Annotated in this window: 15 protein-coding genes and 2 tRNA genes; 4 read left to right on the top strand and 13 right to left on the bottom strand. The window is 38.4% G+C overall.

Annotation, left to right across the window (positions count from 1 at the left end; genetic code table 11):
- Positions 1-10 precede the first annotated feature (10 nt).
- From VXS03_RS03995 to VXS03_RS04030, 8 genes are all read right to left on the bottom strand, one after another.
- Positions 11-1,297, bottom strand: coding sequence for an MFS transporter (locus tag VXS03_RS03995; protein ID WP_327762118.1), 1,287 nt, complete (start codon positions 1,295-1,297; stop codon positions 11-13).
- A gap of 417 nt (positions 1,298-1,714) precedes the next feature.
- Positions 1,715-2,188, bottom strand: a complete 474-nt coding sequence (locus VXS03_RS04000) for a glycine zipper 2TM domain-containing protein (protein WP_327762480.1) — start codon at positions 2,186-2,188, stop codon at positions 1,715-1,717.
- A 164-nt stretch (positions 2,189-2,352) separates the two neighbouring features.
- Positions 2,353-3,504: an ABC transporter permease gene (locus VXS03_RS04005; RefSeq protein WP_327762119.1), complete on the bottom strand. Its 1,152-nt coding sequence runs from the start codon at positions 3,502-3,504 to the stop codon at positions 2,353-2,355.
- Positions 3,491-4,675: an ABC transporter permease gene (locus VXS03_RS04010; RefSeq protein WP_327762120.1), complete on the bottom strand. Its 1,185-nt coding sequence runs from the start codon at positions 4,673-4,675 to the stop codon at positions 3,491-3,493. Before VXS03_RS04010 ends, VXS03_RS04005 begins: the two co-directional genes overlap by 14 nt.
- Before the next feature lie 4 nt (positions 4,676-4,679).
- On the bottom strand, positions 4,680-5,654 hold the full coding sequence (locus VXS03_RS04015; protein WP_327762121.1) for an HlyD family secretion protein: 975 nt from the start codon (positions 5,652-5,654) through the stop codon (positions 4,680-4,682).
- Entirely contained in the window at positions 5,654-7,069 is a 1,416-nt protein-coding gene (locus tag VXS03_RS04020) for a TolC family protein (RefSeq protein ID WP_327762122.1), read from the bottom strand. The genes VXS03_RS04015 and VXS03_RS04020 overlap by 1 nt, the downstream gene beginning before the upstream one ends.
- 217 nt (positions 7,070-7,286) lie before the next feature.
- Positions 7,287-7,748, bottom strand: coding sequence for a TetR/AcrR family transcriptional regulator (locus VXS03_RS04025; RefSeq protein WP_327762123.1), 462 nt, complete (start codon positions 7,746-7,748; stop codon positions 7,287-7,289).
- A 131-nt stretch (positions 7,749-7,879) separates the two neighbouring features.
- On the bottom strand, positions 7,880-8,599 hold the full coding sequence (locus VXS03_RS04030; RefSeq protein ID WP_327762124.1) for a L,D-transpeptidase family protein: 720 nt from the start codon (positions 8,597-8,599) through the stop codon (positions 7,880-7,882).
- 230 nt (positions 8,600-8,829) lie between these two features.
- Here VXS03_RS04030 and VXS03_RS04035 point away from each other — a divergent pair, with 230 nt between their 5' ends.
- The 3 genes from VXS03_RS04035 to VXS03_RS04045 all read left to right on the top strand — a co-directional run bounded on the left by VXS03_RS04035 (position 8,830) and on the right by VXS03_RS04045 (position 12,397).
- A complete protein-coding gene (locus VXS03_RS04035; RefSeq protein ID WP_327762126.1) occupies positions 8,830-10,083 on the top strand; it encodes a leucine-rich repeat-containing protein kinase family protein in 1,254 nt (417 codons plus the stop codon).
- Positions 10,084-10,373: 290 nt separating this feature from the next.
- Positions 10,374-12,002, top strand: a complete 1,629-nt coding sequence (locus tag VXS03_RS04040; protein ID WP_327762481.1) for an AMP-binding protein — start codon at positions 10,374-10,376, stop codon at positions 12,000-12,002.
- Between the two features lie 290 nt (positions 12,003-12,292).
- Positions 12,293-12,397 (top strand): 30S ribosomal protein THX, encoded by a 105-nt coding sequence (locus VXS03_RS04045; protein ID WP_327762127.1) that lies wholly within the window; start codon positions 12,293-12,295, stop codon positions 12,395-12,397.
- A gap of 412 nt (positions 12,398-12,809) precedes the next feature.
- Here VXS03_RS04045 and VXS03_RS04050 read toward each other — a convergent pair.
- From VXS03_RS04050 to VXS03_RS04065, 4 genes are all read right to left on the bottom strand, one after another.
- Positions 12,810-12,886: transfer RNA gene (locus VXS03_RS04050), tRNA-Asp, on the bottom strand.
- A gap of 40 nt (positions 12,887-12,926) precedes the next feature.
- Positions 12,927-13,017, bottom strand: a tRNA-Ser gene (locus tag VXS03_RS04055).
- 162 nt (positions 13,018-13,179) lie between these two features.
- The gene (locus tag VXS03_RS04060; RefSeq protein WP_327762129.1) at positions 13,180-13,527 is read right to left on the bottom strand and encodes a RidA family protein; all 348 of its coding nucleotides are present in this window, start codon (positions 13,525-13,527) and stop codon (positions 13,180-13,182) included.
- Positions 13,528-13,630: 103 nt separating this feature from the next.
- On the bottom strand, positions 13,631-14,911 hold the full coding sequence (locus VXS03_RS04065; protein WP_327762130.1) for an NAD(P)/FAD-dependent oxidoreductase: 1,281 nt from the start codon (positions 14,909-14,911) through the stop codon (positions 13,631-13,633).
- 187 nt (positions 14,912-15,098) lie between these two features.
- Here VXS03_RS04065 and VXS03_RS04070 point away from each other — a divergent pair, with 187 nt between their 5' ends.
- A complete protein-coding gene (locus tag VXS03_RS04070; protein ID WP_327762132.1) occupies positions 15,099-16,133 on the top strand; it encodes an ABC transporter substrate-binding protein in 1,035 nt (344 codons plus the stop codon).
- Between the two features lie 67 nt (positions 16,134-16,200).
- On the opposite strand, the gene VXS03_RS04075 is transcribed toward VXS03_RS04070, so the two are convergent.
- Positions 16,201-16,839 (bottom strand): deoxynucleoside kinase, encoded by a 639-nt coding sequence (locus tag VXS03_RS04075; protein ID WP_327762134.1) that lies wholly within the window; start codon positions 16,837-16,839, stop codon positions 16,201-16,203.
- Between the last annotated feature and the right edge of the window lie 200 nt (positions 16,840-17,039).

A 17,039-nucleotide genomic window follows, 5' to 3' on the forward strand; every position in this document is an offset into this window, starting at 1 on the left:
AATCAAAATATTACATTGGGAGACGTTTGCTATCAACGCGAATAATAACGCAAATTAACACCACTAATGTCACAGCGATAGCAGCTAATAATGTAAACACACCATTCCATGAATAAGCGGTTTCAATCATTGCAATCGGCGCACCAGCAAGTGCTGCACCAATATATGTAACACCCCCTTTAAGACCCGTTGCCGCACCAGCCCCATCAGCATGTGATGCTTCAATAATACCTAAAGCAAAAAGCATCTGTGGTGCGTAAATACCAGCACCGATAATAAAGAAGCACAGTGCAACAAGCAAATAGCTCATATGGATAGTCAGAGCGACACCCACCATACCGCCAATTAATACAAAACTATAAATTAAAATTGTTTTCCAGCGGTCAGCACCAAAGAATTTATCAGAGATGATACCTGAGGTTAAACCACCTACAATACCGCCAACTTCAAACCAAGCTACTAAAGAATTTGACTTAACCAAATCCCAATGCAAAACATCAACGAAGTAAACACTTACCCAATCACTTGAAACAGTACGAATAACATAGATACATAAATCACCGCCAATCGCTAGCCAAATAATAGGGTTAGTTAAAATGTAGCGTTGAAACATTACCCACATTGTTAACCCAGCTTCAGAACGCTCATTTATTTCTAATTGTTTCGCATCATTACGCCATACACCAACATTAGGTAAGCCATAATTTTCAGGCTTACCACGCATCAAGATAGCGGCAATCAATGCTTGTACTGCGGTAATAACAGCAGGAACATAAAATGCATAACGCCAGTTACCTGTGTAAGCAATCACAGCAGAAGCAATTAACGGTGCTAATGCACCACCGACATTGTGAGATGTATTCCATAGCGAATACCACCCACCACGCTCAGATTTTGAATACCACTGACTGATTGCTTTTGCGATAGGTGGAAAACCACAACCTTGAACAATCGCAGTTGAACAGTACAACACTAACAACATAGTGACGCTGTTTGTCATACCAATACCAACGTTGATAATGGCAATAACAACTAATACTGGTGCTAAAAATAAGCGAGGATTAATTCTATCGGCAAGAAGACCTGAACTAAACTTTGAAAGGCCGTATAGAATATAATAAATCGATGAGGCTAAACCAAACTGAACCATGGTCATGCCAAGATCTTTCATTAACAATGGCGCAGCAGCAGCAAACGCTTTTCTTGAAATATACATCACCGTATAAGTTAAGAAAGTTGTAATAATTATTTGCCACCGAAGGCGTTTATAAGTTGCATCTAATTTAGGGTTATTCATCTAATATGGATCGTTCAAAGAGGGGGTTGATAATGCGCACAGCGTACTCTCAGACACAATTAGTTACAATTTAATTATTAGATTATTAATTAATCATACGCTCATTCTATTAGTAACTAGATAAGAAAACCAAACCGGCAATATAATAACCTTTAAATCATCAACAAAAAGACATAATAAACCATAAATCTCAAAATAACGGATTTAAATAAAAAGCAATAAATTACTGCGCTCTAAAAAACATAACGTTAAAAAACATATTTAAATTAAGATATGAAATATATATTCATAAAAAAAACAACACTTACACATTAATACTATTTAATTAACAATAAAAACCATTTCATATACTATTATCAAATGACAAATAATAAAAAAGGCAGTACTCACTGCCTTTTTATCAATTACACTGTTAAATTAATTAGCAGGGACAACACGTGTTGTGCGCCCTTGCTGATAAAGATCTACTCGTTGCCCTACTTTGAATATCATATTAGGATCAACTTGTTGCACAACAGCAACTGTACGGCCACTATCTAGTTTAATAACGATGTTTACACCTTGGCGCTTACCAACCGCATCACCGGCACTACTACCTAATGCGCCACCAGCAAGTGCACCGCCAATGGCTGCAATATCAGAACCTGAACCACCACCAATTTTAGAGCCTAAAATACCACCAACAGCAGCTCCCGCAAGCGTACCAATCGTGCTTTCGCCATCAGAATTCATTGTTACGGCATCTAATTTGGTAATTGTTCCAGTCGAAACCGTTTGCATAGTGCGAGCTTCATCAACATTATAAGCATCGCCATAAGGGTTTTGAGCACAGCCTACAACACCGAATGACAATATCATTGCCACCGCGACCATTACTTTTTTATTCGTCATCGATTTATGACTCAAGACAACCTCCTACTATTAAAGTCCCGTTCTGCTTACTAAGTGTGGCTCTAAATTTAACATTTGCCACATCTTATTTACGCAAATAATTCCAATATAAAACAGCGTACATTTAAATGCAAAAAAAAGAGCACCTAAATGCCCTTTTTTTATTATTTAATTATTCGTCGTGAACGCCACATTAACCAATAGCTGATCACTGCAAAACCAACAAACTGGAGCCATAGTTGCCCCCAACGATCTATTTCTTGAGTAAATGTCGCGCCAAGTTGATTAATTCCAAGAAAACCATTAATTGCTGCTGTTGAAGGGGCTAATTGTGCAAGATAATTAATCGCGGCAGGTATCGCAGACGGAGGCCAAATAAACCCAGCACTGAACACTAATGGCAACGAACTGAGAAGCACGACTAATGTGACTAATTCACAACGCGGCAATAATTGGCCCAACACCATACCAAGCATAATAACTGCTAATAAAAATGGCATCGTCATCATGACTAAGTCACCTATTGATGCCAACCGATTCACGCCGTAATAAACATAACTAAAACCAAAGTAATACATTACTAAAGGTAAATAAATCAAACAAAATAAACATGCGCGTACCGTCATTACCATCCAAACAGGATAGTGCGCCCAATATCCTGTTTTACCCGCAGCGCGCGCTTCATTCTCTGTTGCTCCCATCATTCCAACACCAATTAATAAGGTTTGATGTAGAATCAACACAAAAACGGCAGGTACTACGTAATTGATATAACCCATAGTAACGTTAAATACTGGCCGCATATTAAGCTTCATAGCAGTAGCATGTTGAGTCGCCTCAACAGCACCATCTCCCATCAACATCATACGGTTTATTTTTGTTTTAATTGCTAAACCATTGCCAGCATCATTTAAACCTTCAACCACCGTACCATAGACTAAGAACAGGGCAGCATTACCGGCATAAGCCAATGTAGGGCTGGTTCCCATCATCACATCACGGTAGAAATGCTCAGGGATAACTAAAATACCATCAACTTGCCGATCTTCTAGTGCAACCTTTGCAGCACTAATACTGCCGAGATGTTGTGTAATATGAACTTGTGGCGTCGCATTCGTCATTCGAATTAACTCACGGCTCATTTGGCTATGATCAAGATTGACCACTGCCACTCGTTGTTCTCGCGGTAATTCATTAATATAAGGTAAGGGGTATAAAAATGAATAAAATATAACCCCGCCAAAGACAGTAAATACTAATGAAAAGTTACTAAAAATGGCTTTTAATTCATGTTTAAATAAATCACCCCAATTCATGATGATCTCCCACTGCATTACTCATTGTTGCTAATGCTTTTTTACGGCGAACTAACATTAATCCCATTGCCAAAAATAAAGCACATATAAAGCTACTTAACACCAATAGTTGATGGGAGGCTTGATACCAACCACTACCATAATCGACTTGCTGTAATTGCACCTCAATATAATGGCTAACAGGCAGTAATCCACGCCACATTTTAGCAATAATCGGCATATCGGTTGCGGGAAAGGTAATGCCCATAAAAGCAAACGCTGGAGCGGTATAAGCCGCAACAAAGCTCATTGCTCGTGGCGCTTCCATTGCGACAAAATAGATCAAACTTGCCATACTTTGGCAAGCAAACACCATCAATAACTGCGCAACAATCAAGATCTCCCATTGACCATGCATCGGCCAGTCAAGAGCAACGTACATCCACCATAAAAACAACACACCCTGAATCAAAAACAAGCCAGAATATGCGAGCAACTTACCCAATAACTTTTGACACGGAGTGTGTACTAACCACCGCCACAACCCTTGCCCACGAGCTTCATGTACCAATGCTAATACAGTCGTTGCTACAATTAGAATTTGCCAAATAGACGGAATAATCGCTGAAACTAGAAATTGACCATAATGGCTATTACTATTAAACAAAGGGGTTATTTGAGCACGAATAGGTACCGCTTGCCCTAACGCTTGTAAGGGCACAGGCGCACCGGAACTCATATTCCTCATCGCCTCAACGCCAGCATTATAGGTCCCTTCTACTTGCAGCATAGCTGCACTGATCACCTTGCCGATCAAAATGAATTGACCATTATAAAAAGTAGTAATTTGGGGTGCTTGACCCAACTTAACCTCTTTTTCATAATTATCAGGGATCACCACCATCGCATAAATATCATTAGCACGCATTGCAGCACTGGCAGTGTAATCATCGGTAAACTGACGCGTCACAGCCATACTTGGACTAGCATCAATATAACGCGTTAATTGACGTGACATTTGGCTATGATCAAGATCCACAATACCAACAGGTAAATTACGTGCAATACCCGTCGCAAAGATCGCCCACATCGTCAAAAATAACAATCCAGGAAGCCAAATCACTAACGCACGCAACCATTTATCTTGCCAAATAGTCTGCCACTCATTTTTTATTGCTGAATAGACAACCATATCACTACTCAACAATCACACTCATACCAACACGTAACCCTTGAATAGGCTGAGTCGGACGAGCTTCAACTTCAAACGTACGCATATCAAAACCTTTAGCCGTATCGGTTGCACGCCACGTCGCAAAGTCCCCCATAACCGCTACATGGGTCACTTTTAATTGATAGCTTTTATCCCCTAACGCAGGAATAATCACATTAAAGGTTTTACCTTCTTGATAGTCTTTTAATTTATCTTCGCGAACATTAAATACCGCCCATGCGTCGCTAATATCGATAATATTAACCACAGGAAAACCTTGTGGTGCTAATTCTCCATCATGCAACAGTACCTGGGATACTTCACCTTTATGCCAGCTACTTATTTTTGTATCAGCAACATAGGCTTGAACTTCAGCAACAGCGCCAGCTGCCATTTTTACTTTTTCTTGAGCCGCCCGTTTGGTTTCAACACGCGCCCCTTCTTTAGCCATTTGATACATCTGAAGAGCAGCACTTTCGGTATATTGAGCTGCTTGCCATTGGGTATACACTTCATCACGCTTCTGCTCTGCTAATACACCGTCTTTATAAAGGTTATTAATACGAACATAAGTTTTTTGCATCAGTGCCGCCGCCGCTTTGGCTTTACCCCATTGATCTTTTGCCGCCGCAATTTGTTGAATACGAGCGCCATTTTCCGCTTCTTGAGCTAATGCTCCCGCGGCTTGTTCTCCGGCTTGTGCTTGTTCTAATTTAGCGTCAATTTCAGGGCTTAAAATAGTAAAAATTAACTGCCCAGGTTGTACTTCATCGCCTTTACGTACTAAAACTTTATCAATACGCCCCGGCACTTTAGAAGCGATATTATATTGCTGGGCTTCAATTTGACCTTGCATACGTTCAGGTTGAGGTTGATAAGCATGCCAGAAGGTATAACCAAGCCATCCAACCACTGCGATAACAGGAACCGCCACTGCAATTACTTTTAACTTACTCATTATAATTTAACCTCGATCCCTTGATATTGCTGATAATTTTTGAATGTATTCATCTCGCCACTGATCGCAAGTAAGCGCGTCAAACTTGCGACATACTGATAAGCTGCCGCTAAACGTTGCGTTTTAATACTGGCAACAAATAACTCGGCATCGACGACATCTAATGACGTTGATAGCCCTTGGCCAAAGGCTTTTTCTCGCAATACACTATTTTCATTTGCCAATGCCAAGCTAGATGCAAGACCGTTATATTCTTCTAATGCTTGTTTCGCTTCACGGTACGTTTTTTCAACTAATACCGTTAGATCTTGCTGTGCTTGCGCTTGTAAATGGTTAACTTGTGTCACCATTGAATGAGCTGCACTTAATTTTCCTGAACGACCAGAGTTATCAATCAGTGGCACACTCACTCCAACACCGACCGCCCAATCAGGAGCCAGTGTTGCAGCTAAACTACCACTGTCATGAAGGTTATAGTCACCATATAAATACACCTCAGGGTAGTATTTACCTTGCTCAACATCTATCAAACCTCCCGCCTGCTTCCGTTTGGCATCCAAAATATGCAAGCCAGGATATGTGGCTAAAGTTTTATCAACAAAAGCAGACATTGGTGGTAATGAGTTATTAATAAATAGTCCAGTTAATGGCATCGCTGGCGTAGTTTGTTTTAATAGTTGCGTTAGCGCTACTTGTGCAATTTCTAAGTCACGTAAAGACTTCTGTTGTTCAACTTTAGCTTTATCGTAAGCGGCTTGCGCTTGTAAACGTTCAACCCGTGCAATTTGTCCTTGCTGTTCAAGCTTTATTGCATCCTCATAATGACGTTGTAAGCCACTCGCTACTTCAGTACGGGTTTGTAATACATTTTTTGCTAATACTACCCCAAAATAAAACCGGGATAAGTCTTCAAACTTTGCTTGTTGCTGCATGGCTAACATGTATTTTGCTTGGTCTGTTTTTCCTTCAGCAATATCTTGCGCCGCATTAATTCGACCACCAGTAAATATTGGCCAGATAGCACGAATCGAACTGGTAAATACATCGCGATCAGAAATATTAGATGTCAAAGCCGAGTTTAATTGTGAATTAGATATAATATTATTAATTACTTGACCAATTTCAGTTTGTGAAGCTGAGGTACTACCAAAAAGATCGGATGGCGACAATTTAATATCATGATCTAAACGGGTGTAATTAGCCCCTAGTGTGACCTTAGGTAAATACATATCGTGCGCTGCATCTTGCATATACTGTGCTTGTTCAACACTGGCTCGATCGGCCGCTAGACCATCGTTTGTTGTCACAACCGTATGCCATGCATCATTAAAACTAACCGGCGCAGCATGTACCGTTGGTACGATTGCTAATAATGCTATCGTGAGTTGCTTCACCATCAATGGCCTAATCTTCATCTACTACCCCTTTAACCTCTTTCAAGCCAATGCGAAAATATAGAGTACATACTCTAAAATGATAAATTTTAACAGATAATTAAAAGAATACTTTATTTTAATTATCTCTCTGCTGCGCAAAAATATAAATGTCACTTTGCCTACAAACAAAATAGCCCACAAAAATGTGGGCTATTAATATTTAGTTAAACAATCACAGTTATTAAATAGGCAATAATTAACGTGCTAATCGAATTAATGAACGTCCTAATAAACACTCTAGTTCACCAATACTTTGTTTGCCATACCGTTGCTCACAAAGCGTAAATAAACGCTCAATGCCACGATGAGCAAATTCATGGGATGTTTCAGCGGAGGAGATATGGTGGAATAATAGTCGTAAAATAGCGCGAAAACTTTCATCATCTAATGCGGCAGACCAACTTGTGGCAAATGTCTGCAAATCACCGGTCAAATCCAACTTATCAACAAAGAGATGATAGATACGACCATCAAGGGCATGAGCGAAATCTTGCTTCTTAGGGAAATGATGACTAATGCCAGTTCTTGATATACCCGTTTGGTTACTCAAAGTGGTATATGACATTTTATCGTAACCTAAGGTCAATATTTGCTCAATGACAGCATCCATAATGGTCTGAATAGTGATCTCGGTGTCTTCTTTACTACGCTTGGGCATAATGCGTTGGCTCTGTTCTAATCATTTTATGCAACGATAATACCCTCAACATGATTGTAATCATGTCAAGAATATTGGTTCGCTGTAGTATTACAAAATGTTTTTCGCTTAACTAGGGCAAACCCACATAATTAACGATTAAATTTTCTCGCATGTTGTTCAATGTCACGATATAAAATTTTAGTCCAATAAGGTTGCGTATTAGCTGCGAGCAATTTACCTTTTCGAGGATCATGTGGACTGATCAAAACTTCAATATTATCAATACCGGTTCTTTCAGCTAATAAAAATAATTCCTCAATCGCATAATCCCCCATAGCTAAACACCCCACGGAGGATTCTTTACCATGAATAAAAATATTACTTCCCGGAGACGTTCGTCCTTCTAGTTGCGCATATTTTCGATCAAATGCATTAGGATAATTGAGCTTCATTGATAAATGATAACGACTATTAGGGTTAAGCAACGACACCTGATAAACACCTTCAGGTACTTGTTTGTCACCCTCACGCATTTTCGGCCCCATATGGCCACTCATTTTTTGTATATCGTAATGCTTTACGTAAGCCCATTTACCCTTTTCTTTAGCCCACAGTTCAACACTCTGCTCTTGTTTCATCGCAAATAAAGCAATATTTTGTGGTGGATAGGTTAACCCAACATTATCAAAATACCGTTTTAATCGAGGCTCAACAAAAGGTGAATAACGGTTCATTACATCACTCACCGTACGACTACCTGTTGGCGGGTATAATGAATAAGTTGATGTTGGAATATATAATGACTCTGCGCGTGCGCAACTGATTGATGTTAACACTAGCATTACTGGACAAATAACGTTCTTTAGCACACTACCCTCAATGATAATTTTCTACACGCACAACATTGCGGTAATTCACCGATAACAAACCATACTCTATGGCTGAATTATATCAGTTTACTCGAATTACTGCTTAAACAACCATCAATTTATACGTCGATTTTAATGAATTCGTAAACTTACACAGTAGTCGTGATCTAACCCTTTAAAATCTTTACAATAGCTATCATAAATTATACCTATTTAAAAATGAGACGATTTTGCATACGTTAGAACAATTACGCTCAGGCCAACTTGAAGGCACCACACATTTAGCGCTCAGCGAACAACTAACTCACTTTCCTGAAGAGATTCTAACACTCGCGAACAGCTTAGAAGTGTTAGATCTAACCAATAATCAATTAAGCCATTTACCTGATAGTTTCAGCCAGCTAACTAAATTACGTATTATTTTCATTTCTAACAACTGCTTTACTGAATTACCACCCATTTTAGGTTGTTGCCCAAATCTAGAAATGATCGGCTTTAAATCCAATAAAATCACAACCGTTGATGCTCGTTCACTACCAAAGAAATTACGCTGGTTGATCTTAACCGATAATAAAATAACAAGCCTGCCTGAAGCTATTGGTAATTGTATCCATTTACAAAAGTTAGCACTGGCAGGTAACGCTTTAACTGCACTGCCATTATCGATGAAGCAATTAGTTAACTTACAATTAATTCGATTATCAGCTAATGCATTAACTGCATTTCCAGATCAGTTATTGGATTTACCTAAATTAGCTTGGCTGGCTTTTTCTGGTAACCATTTCAATCGTCATCAATGTGTAAATAATACCCTGCCGAATATCGCTTCAAATGATTATCAATTAGAGAAAGTATTAGGCCAAGGGGCTTCAGGGGTTATATCTTTAGCTCAATGGCGGTCTAATCCACATCAACTTGATAATGATATCGCTGTTAAAGTTTTTAAAGGCCAAGTTACTTCTGATGGCTACCCGCAAGACGAATTAAATGCGTGTTTAAAAACAGGTTCACACCCTAATTTAGTGGCATCACTAGCACAAGTGAACGAACCTCATTATCTCGCATTAATAATGGCATTAATACCAGCCCATTATCATAATCTAGGCTTACCACCCACTTTAGTTACGTGCACTCGTGACACATTTCCGGCTGGATTTACACTGTCAATTAATGCCATAAGAACAATAGTTGAACAAATGATCGACGTGATTAGTCATATGCAAACACAAGGTGTGGCTCATGGTGATATATACGCACACAACGTGTTAGTTGACGATAAGGCTAATATTTTGGTGGGTGATTTTGGGGCTGCATCTATTTATGATGATTTATCCCCAGAACAACAACAAAAAATTGCCGCTATTGAATGGCGAGCTGTTGGCTATTTTGTTGAGGATTTATTATCTATTTGTCATACTCAAGATAATAATACAGCGTTATATCAACAATTATACACCCAAGCCCAAGGTTATATTTCCGCTTAATTACCATTGTTCTCTTCTGATATCCTTACTCAATTTATTCATGTCACATAAGACACCTAAATTGAGTAAGTCCAACGCCCAGTTATTTATACAACTCATCAAAGTGTTATTATTCAAATTCTTAGCTTTATTTTCTCTTCTTGTAAGGCTATATAAGACTAATTAACTAGTATATTCACTCTTGACTATAGTAAATATAACAGCTTAAATTTAACATTATGGTAACATTGTAAATTTCGGTCCATTTATCAATCGGAGTGCTTATGGCTCAATTGCAAACACCTGCTGATATGATCATCAAATGGGCCAATGAACGTCCTGACGATGTTTATTTAAAGCAAATTATTAATCGTAAATTTGTAAATTACACTTACGCAAGTGTTGCAGATAAAGCACAACGTCTCGTCACTGCATTTCAACAATTAGGTATTCAACCAGGCGAACGTATTGCGTTAATTTCTAAAAATTGTGCGGAATGGTTTATTTGTGATTTAGCAATGATGCTAGGGGGCTATGTCAGTGTCCCTATTTTCCCCACCGCAGGAGCTGACACTATTACTCATTGTATTGACCATAGTGATGCAGCATTAATCATTATCGGAAAATTAGACAGCTCAACAGCCATAAATGAAGTTATAGCCAGCCACGCTTCACTCCCGACAGTTGCCTTTTCTTATCCTGAGACACCTACATGCCAATATCAACTCGATGCTCTTATTGAACAACATTCTCCAATAACTGAACGGCTAACGCATCATGACACAGATTTAATGTCCATCGTTTACACCTCGGGCACATCAGGTATGCCAAAAGGTGCGATGTTAACTTACGGCGCATTTGTATGGTCATCGCAAAAAATCATTGAACACATTGGATTAGAAAGCAATGAAAGGTTATTTTCTTATTTACCTCTAGCGCACATTACCGAACGCGTTTATATCTTTGGCTCTTCAATTATGTCAGGGTTACAAGTTGCTTTTCCTGAATCTCTCGATACTTTTATCGATGATGTAAAAATGCATCAACCGACGATATTTGTTTCCGTTCCTCGCTTATGGACCTTATTTCAACAACGCATTCAAGATAAACTGCCACAACAAAAGTTGAATATTTTACTTAAAATCCCTCTTATCTCGACATTAATTAAACGTAAATTAGCACAAGGATTAGGTCTTGATCAGGCACGGGTTCTTGGCTGTGGATCCGCACCGGTATCAGCGGGTTTATTATCTTGGTATGAAAGTATTGGACTTAATATTACCGAAGCATGGGGAATGACTGAATCATTTGCCTATAGCACGCTTAATCATCCCTATCGCAGTGATAAAATTGGCACAGTCGGTTGTGCAGGCCCAGGTATTGAATTAAGAATTGCAGCAGATAAAGAGATATTGGTTCGTAGTAAAGGATTATTTAGTGGTTACTATAACAATCCACAAGCAACCCAAGAAAGTTTTGATAATGACGGTTGGTTATATACTGGTGATATCGGTGATTTAGACAACGATGGTTATTTAACAATTCAAGGTCGTAAAAAAGACACATTTAAAACAGCGAAAGGCAAATTTGTTTCACCGGTCCCTATTGAAAAACGTTTAATGGATTTGGGTAATTTTGAAATGGTCTGTTTAATTGGATCCGGAATGGCCGCACCTATTTTATTAGCTGTCGCCCACAATTATACTCAATTTGATCAATCACGTTATGAGAAGAAACTCCAATCAATAATTCAAAAAATTAATACTGAGCTTGAATCACATCAAAAGATAAAAGGTGTATTGATGATCAAAGAACCATGGAGTATTGATAATGGTATTTTGACGCCAACCTTAAAAATAAAGCGTCATATTCTAGAACAACAATATGCAACACTTGATGATAGTTGGAGTGACGAACAGCTAATAAGATGGCAACAATAATACTATTTTGAACGACTTTCTTAGTATATAAGAATGATACCGTTTTATAATGATATTTCCTTATTTAAAATATCACTATAAAATAATCGAATAATGCAACTTTATATAATTCATAAGCAAATATCTTAACATATATTAATTATAAGACAATAACCGATTAAAAGTGTCCGCTTATATTTACACTCTTATGTTTTAAGCTCGTTAATCCTCATGTTGAATTAAATAATAATAGTTTTAAGATGATAGCATCTTATTTGTTATTAACATTTTTATTAAAAGGATTATTTATCATGGCTAAAGGCGATATTAAAACATGTAAAGGTAAACGTCGTGCGCATTCTCATGGCAATGCTCGTTTAACAACTGAAGGTAAAAGAAAACACCACGACGCTTAATTTTATACGTTAATATATATGATACTAATTCAAGATGTTTATTTTTGAATTAGTATCATTTGAAAATTCATTTAAAAATATAATATTAATCTATGCTGAGTAGATTAATAAACTGCTCTATATAGCTACAACAAATTCTTATAATATAATTATACCCACCAATTCATTAAATGATTATCTTTGGAAAATACTGTAAAACTAAAACTATTACATGCAAAAAATCCTCACATTTCTGACGAGGATTCGTTGTGTTGTGAAGCGGACGTGAACTTGCCATTCCGAAAATCAACGCGCCCCCCAGCGTGACAGGCTGACTATTAACACTTATGCATCACATCTAACATTTATTATCTAAGTTTTGAAACTCCAAGCACAAAAAATCCCCGTCATTTCTGACGAGGATTCGTTGTGTTGGCGGAGCGGACGGGACTCGAACCCGCGACCCCCGGCGTGACAGGCCGGTATTCTAACCAACTGAACTACCGCTCCAATTCTTTATGAAACTCGATTAAATCAAATTTCTAGAATGTGGCGGAGAGATAGGGATTTGAACCCTAGATACGCTATAAACGTATGCCGGTTTTCAAGACCGGTGCTTTCAACCACTCAGCCATCTCTCCAATGCCGCGCATGATAGCGAGGTTAATTGTTCGTGTAAAGCGAAATTTTAATTAAAAAGATCAATTGCTTATTTTTCATACTAAGGTAAATTTTATCATTTACTTAGGTATAAAAAAGGCCGACATATTGTCGACCTTTGGCAATAATAAATAAGTGTAGTGCTACTTTTCAGCCGCAATCACAGAAATTTCAACCAACAAAGCATCACGAGCCATGCTAGCTTCAACGCATGCACGTGCAGGAGCATAACCAGCGGGAACCCAGCTATCCCATACCGCATTCATCTCAGCAAACATACTCATGTCTTTAATATAAATTGTTGCTGATAGGATATGCTCTTTATCACTGCCTGCTTGTTCAAGTAATGTTTCCACTTTATCAAGCATGGTTTGTGTCTGCTCTGTAATGTCTTTCGTTGCATCGGCACAAACTTGGCCACAAAGATAAATAGTACCATTGTGCTTCACAATACGACTCATACGGGCTTTCGTTTCTTGACGCTCGATCATAAGGCTCTCTCTGATTGGTTTAAATAAGCAAATAATTCACTATTAACCGCCAAAGATAGCAAATAAATTTATTATTTTGTATTTTATTGCAAATAAATTTTAATTATTTACCTAAAGAGTCTTCTAAACGCGCTTTCCAAATAGCCATTGCTAATGCAGGTTTACGTAAAACTTCAGGCGTTGGAATCCAACCGTGCTTAATTTTAGCAAACACATCAAAGCGCTCAGCAGTACCAGCCATTGCTTCAGCAACAACCTTACCTGCGATATTGGTTAATCCAACGCCATGACCGGTATAACCATGGGCAACATAAATATCATCACCTAAGTGGTCAATTTGTGGCATGTAAGAGCGCGTTACCGCAAATAGGCCACCCCAATGGTATTCCATTTTTACATCAGCAAGTTGTGGGAATACCGTGATCATTCGCTGGCGTAAACGCTCACTTGAATCACTATACTCACCATTGAATGGGTGATTAACACCGCCAAAAAGAATACGACCATCCGGTGTTGGGCGGTAATAATCAAGGCTGTTATTTAAATCTGACATTGCCATCATATTACTGATAGGTTGGCGATCACCTAATTGCTCAGTAACACCAATATAAGACACAACAGGTAGTACAACGCTTTGTGCTTTACGATGTAATCCCTCAAGATACGCATTACAGGCCAATAAAACTTGTTTAGCTTTAACCTGACCTTTTGGCGTATGGATAATATGTGGATTACCTTTATCCAGTTTTATCGCTGGCGTGTTCTCAAAAATAGTCGCCCCTAAACTTAACGCTGCTTGTGCTAAACCAAGGGTGTAATTTAGTGGGTGCATATGAGCACTGTTTGAATCATAAAGTCCACCTAAATAACGCTCAGTATGCGCTACTTGATTAACTTTATCTTTATCCCACCAGCTAGCACTTGGATAATCATAACGACCCTGTTTAAGATCATGCCAAGATTTTAATTCGGTTTCTTGGCTTTTCTTCAACGCAAGCTCGATATAGCCTTGTTGAAAATCACAATCAATATCAAATTTCTCGATTCGATCACGAGCAATATCAATCGCTTCACAAGAGAGATCCCATAGTTGTTTACCCCATTCAGGTCCGTATGTTTCATCAACTTCACGTAACCCTAGGCAATAACCTACTAAACACTGGCCACCATTACGCCCAGAACCTCCCCATGCTAACCGTTGTGATTCAAGTACCACAACAGAGAATCCTTTCTGACGTAATTCAATCGCGGCGTTTAATCCTGTCATACCACCACCAATAATACATACATCAGCTTCAATCGCTTGATCTAGTAGAGGTTGTTCAGGTAACGCATTAACGGTTGCTTGGTAGTAACTATCGATATATTGACTGTTGATTGACATTCCAATTGCCCACAAAAAAATACAGGTTAAAAATCGCGCGGATAATGTCACGAGTTTTGTGGCTTCACAAGTAATTTATTACTGTGACTAAGTTCATAATTTTACTCTATTGTTTTTGACACAAACAAACATCTGTCTAATATCCGCGCTCAGATCTGACTTACCTGGTCAATTAGGAATTAATAACATGAAGAAAATATTCAAAGGGGTGACCACACTAGCATTCGCACTTTCAGCATTTAATGTTTCGGCAGCAAATGATGTGCTTAACGTTTACAACTGGGCTGAGTATATGCCGACAGATGTAATCAAAGCCTTTGAAAAAGAATATGATGTCACCGTCAATTACTCTACGTTTGATAATAATGAATCGATGTATACCAAGCTCAAACTACTTGATAGTAAAGGCTATGATGTTGCATTTGCTTCAACGTATTTTATTGAAAAAATGGCTCGTGAAGGCATGCTTGCAAAGATAGATAAAAGCAAAATGCATCACTTAAATGACATCTATTCGGGTCTAATGAAACAGCCTTTTGATCCTAATAATGATTACTCTTTACCTTATGTATGGGGTGTCACGGGAATTAGCTATAATGCAGAAGTGATCACATCCGATCAGGTAACTAGCTGGAAAGATTTATGGAACACCAATTTCAAACAACAAGTGATGTTACTTGATGATGTTCGAGATGTGTTCGGTATGGCATTGCGAGCCCAAGGCCATAGTATTAATAGCACCAATGAAGCAGAAATAAAGCAAGCTTACGAGAAATTACGTCAATTACGCTCAAATGTTGTTGTTTATAATTCTGATGCTCCGCATGTCCCTTACGTAACTGGAGAAGCAATGGTGGGTATGCAGTGGAACGGCAATGCGTTTATGGCACAAAAAGAAATGCCTGAGCTTAAATTTGTCTATCCAACCGAGGGCGCTATTTTATGGATGGATAACTTTATCGTCCCTAAAGGTAGTAAGCAGAAAGAGCTCGCATTTAAATTTATCGATTTCTTTATGCGTCCTGAAAATCAGGCAAAGATTGTTGAAGAGCTCGGATTCCCAGCGCCAAATAAACAAGCGAAACAATTTTTACCGACTGAATTACAAAATGACCCAATGATTTTCCCAACGGATACACAGGTCAATAATGGTGAATTTACAGATGATGTGGGTGATGCTGTAAATATATACCAAAAATATTGGCAGATGCTAAAAAGCTAATCACAAAAAAGGCTACAGTTGATGATTAACTGTAGCCTCTCTATTTTTATACTACTGATCCACGACGTTAGTTTATAACTAAACCAGCAGCATTCAATTGCGGTAATAAATCAGCAATCGCAAGTGGTGTATTCCAGTCAATATAAATTAACGTTGTTCCCATCTTACGGCATGCCTGTGGCAATACTGCATCATGAAATGCATCAATATCACTAATATAACCAAGATCTAGACCCATTTCTTCTGCACGTCCACGCTGACGCATACGCCCATAAGCAATCTCAGGATCTGTTTTCAAATAAATACAGTAATCAATGGTTGGATATTGGTTGATCTGACCAATCAAATGTTGATAGCACGCCATATGTTTAGCAATATCTTCAGCTGTGCTGTTGTAATTGGCAATACAAGCATGGGTAAAGACCAAATCACTCAGCAAAGAACGCTCAATAATATAGACACCCTGAGGATTCAAATTATTCAAGAGTTCTGCACGTTGAGCCGTGATATAGCACTGAAAATTACTGCGAGCCTCGACGTTAAATGGATCACGAGTAAATTCACCTAATAAATGTTGAAATTCAGGATCAGAATCTACTGGTTCTAAAATGGCGGTTGCATTTAAGGCTACAGCTAATTGAGGGAGCAATGTCGATTTACCAGCACCGATATTACCTTCTACACATATAATTTTGGGCTTATCCAAGAACTTTTCCCTCTGAAGACTTATAGGTAGAGAACCACGCAGTGATACTCTTAACTTTTGCTAATGCAATAAGCTCGACATTCTGAAACTAATCGTCACAAAAAACCATGCTTTATGTGTCGTTTGATTATTAAAAAAGCAAAAAGGAGCACTTTAATTATCACGTTCAAATTAACAATAATAATAATTATTATAAATCC

Source organism: Photobacterium sp. S4TG1 (assembly GCF_036040035.1).
Lineage (GTDB): Bacteria > Pseudomonadota > Gammaproteobacteria > Enterobacterales > Vibrionaceae > Photobacterium.

What these genes read in the sequence shown, in the direction of transcription:
- VXS03_RS03995 (WP_327762118.1), bottom strand. Translation starts at nt 1,297, where the DNA reads ATGAATAACCCTAAATTAGATGCAACTTATAAACGCCTTCGGTGGCAA.
- VXS03_RS04000 (WP_327762480.1), bottom strand. Translation starts at nt 2,188, where the DNA reads ATGACGAATAAAAAAGTAATGGTCGCGGTGGCAATGATATTGTCATTC.
- VXS03_RS04005 (WP_327762119.1), bottom strand. Translation starts at nt 3,504, where the DNA reads ATGAATTGGGGTGATTTATTTAAACATGAATTAAAAGCCATTTTTAGT.
- VXS03_RS04010 (WP_327762120.1), bottom strand. Translation starts at nt 4,675, where the DNA reads ATGGTTGTCTATTCAGCAATAAAAAATGAGTGGCAGACTATTTGGCAA.
- VXS03_RS04015 (WP_327762121.1), bottom strand. Translation starts at nt 5,654, where the DNA reads ATGAGTAAGTTAAAAGTAATTGCAGTGGCGGTTCCTGTTATCGCAGTG.
- VXS03_RS04020 (WP_327762122.1), bottom strand. Translation starts at nt 7,069, where the DNA reads ATGAAGATTAGGCCATTGATGGTGAAGCAACTCACGATAGCATTATTA.
- VXS03_RS04025 (WP_327762123.1), bottom strand. Translation starts at nt 7,748, where the DNA reads ATGCCCAAGCGTAGTAAAGAAGACACCGAGATCACTATTCAGACCATT.
- VXS03_RS04040 (WP_327762481.1), top strand. Translation starts at nt 10,374, where the DNA reads ATGATCATCAAATGGGCCAATGAACGTCCTGACGATGTTTATTTAAAG.
- VXS03_RS04045 (WP_327762127.1), top strand. Translation starts at nt 12,293, where the DNA reads ATGGCTAAAGGCGATATTAAAACATGTAAAGGTAAACGTCGTGCGCAT.
- VXS03_RS04060 (WP_327762129.1), bottom strand. Translation starts at nt 13,527, where the DNA reads ATGATCGAGCGTCAAGAAACGAAAGCCCGTATGAGTCGTATTGTGAAG.
- VXS03_RS04065 (WP_327762130.1), bottom strand. Translation starts at nt 14,911, where the DNA reads ATGTCAATCAACAGTCAATATATCGATAGTTACTACCAAGCAACCGTT.
- VXS03_RS04070 (WP_327762132.1), top strand. Translation starts at nt 15,099, where the DNA reads ATGAAGAAAATATTCAAAGGGGTGACCACACTAGCATTCGCACTTTCA.